Origin of the sequence: Chamaesiphon sp. OTE_75_metabat_556, from assembly GCF_031378165.1 — a bacterium.
Classification (GTDB): domain Bacteria; phylum Cyanobacteriota; class Cyanobacteriia; order Cyanobacteriales; family Chamaesiphonaceae; genus Chamaesiphon.
In genome coordinates, this window is record NZ_JANNDR010000130.1 from 1 (window position 1) to 2489 (window position 2489).

Here is a 2489-nt window from a genome sequence, read left to right on the forward strand (position 1 = left end):
GTTTGGACTCTTTGGACGCCGTAAAGAGGATACTCATACCACCACCCGCCGTGACGATGCACCAGTCTACCGCGATCCTAGCATCCGCTAATTTTGACTAGATTGTGGACGGGGAAATAGGATGTTATGGGTATTATTTGCCCACTCGGAGCATCATCAACTTTGAAGATACACAATTTACTAAAAAAGAGATCTAGTATGTCATTATGTACTGGATCTCTTTTGTTAATTATAGTTTTTGCATAGTTAGAAAAATTCGTAGCCGATCGACCAGTTAACACCAGCGATAAGATGTATTTTCTGCGGCTGCTCAGATGTTATCGATCGTAAATTTTTCAACCTTTATCTATTGCATCAATCCTCTGATGAACTTTTCAAAACTAGGATATACGAGCATACTCCCATATTCACTAATATGATCTCCGTCAGAAAAGAGCGGTTTACGATCTTTGTTGGCCTGACAAATGTCACCTGAGCAAAGTACCGGAAACGGATCCCAGATCTTGACGCCATCAACTTCTTGGGATATTTTTTGAATAGATTCCATCACAGGCAGACGATAATTAATTAATGTATCCCTTGGTACTTCAAGTCCCCGCTCGCAGATGGAATTCATCCGATTGAACCAATCCAAACACCGAAAATTAGGGGATTTGAAAATTGGCTTTGGTGCCTCGAAGACAACTTTAATTCCTTTTTTAGAAAAAGGTTTTAATAAGGCTATTGCCTCTGCTATAGCATTTTCACGTTGCTTGAGTGCTTCTGTGCCAGACATTGCGGCGATCGTCGTTTTTTCGGGAATTGATTTCGACTGTTCTCCGAATCGTCTTAATCGCAGACTTGGCAAGAACATAATATCGCCTTGTCGTGCATTTTTCAGAATATCGGCGGTCATATATTGATAAAACTGCTGACAATTAGGGCGATTTAGCGGTGTCAGTAGGTCGGGATAAGGACAGCCTGGTTTAGTATAAAGAAATACATCAGCCACCATCTCTATGCTAGCCTTTTGAATCATCGACTGATAAGCCTCAGCATGAGAATCACCAACTACAAATAGCCGACTCGAAGACATTTTCTGCTGACAATTAAGTCTTGAGAATGAAGTAAATTCTGCTCCGATAACATTTTTTTTATTTACTTCGATCGGACAGTTAGGGTTAGACTTATTAAAACTTCCAATATCAATCTTTGGTAAATTCCAAGATGATTGGGCAGTAGTACTAAAGGATAGTTGTAGACGATGCAAGAATATTTGCTGCGTCATGTAATGGGATAGAATAATTATTACACATCCGATCGAGATGACTCTGAGTTTTGGCAAACTACGAGCTAGCTGAGATTGGCTAAAGAACCGCTCTATTAAATAATAAGAAGAGATCGCCATCAGAAAAGATAGCGCAGTTGCACCTAGATAACAGGGAATAGAATCTAACCCTACAGTCCAACGAAATAAGACAAAAATCGGCCAGTGCCAAAGATATAAAGAGTAAGATATTTTCCCGATAAACAATATAAATCGATTACTCAAGCCCTTATAAACTAAGCTGTTTTTATTGCCATCTAGAAAAAAGATCGATCCGATTGTGCCAATTACAGGTAAAAGTGCCCAAGGGAAAGGGAAACGATCTGGACGAGCAAATAATAAGCCCAAAATTACCAACACCAGAGAGATCCAGATTCCAAGTGATGATTTAGACCGCGAATCTAGATCTGGATGCTCGTATCTAGTTGCGGTTACTTGATAGAGAATGACTCCAGCCGCCAACTCCCAAAATCTACTGAAAATCGAATAGAATGCTACTGATGGTGCTGCGAGTGAAGACCACCAGGCATAAGTAATAGACAAGGTAAAAAACAATGCAAATAGCGAAGTTGAAATATACCTCAAGCGACTATTCCGATCGGTAATAGTCCACCAATAGAAGAGAATCGGGAAAATCAGATAAAACTGTTCTTCAATACCCAGCGACCATGTATGTGTGAACGGATTAAATTCAGACATCGGTCCAAAATAATCATCACTCGATTTCATTAAAACTAAATTACTAATGCCAAAAAAGGCATGTTTCATCGTTACTTCTATCCCGCTACTGAGTGCGCCGTAGGGAATAAATAAAACCACGGCCAGACCAACAAGGGTGAGGCAAGCTAGCAAGGGCGGAATAATCCGCAGAATGCGTCGAGCATAAAAGGAAGATCCAAAATCTGCTGGATTCAACCTTTGCTTTTTGGCGATCGAAAGGCTCACAACAAAACCAGAGATCGTGAAAAATATGTCAACGCCAGTAAATCCGCCTGGGAGCCAGCTTGAATTCAAATGATAAATGATGACAGCAAGAACCGCGATGCCCCGCAAACCATCAATATATGGGATATGAGCAGAAGCTATATTTGCACCAGATTTATTCATGATCGAAAGGTAGTATTGAACAGATATGGATAGACTGAAGATCGCACAGCATTCAGATTCTGACGGTAGGGAGTCG

The 2489-nt window shown here is 40.5% G+C and carries 1 protein-coding gene; it reads right to left on the reverse strand.

All coding sequences use genetic code 11. From position 1 onward, the window contains the following. Positions 1–346: 346 nt before the first annotated feature. Complete coding sequence (locus RMO27_RS05600) at positions 347–2413, reverse strand: acyltransferase family protein (RefSeq protein ID WP_309730255.1); 2067 nt, start codon at positions 2411–2413, stop codon at positions 347–349. Positions 2414–2489 lie beyond the last annotated feature (76 nt).

Bases quoted from the DNA above. Each gene is read 5' to 3' on its own strand.
- RMO27_RS05600 (WP_309730255.1), bottom strand. From the start codon at position 2,413: ATGAATAAATCTGGTGCAAATATAGCTTCTGCTCATATCCCATATATT.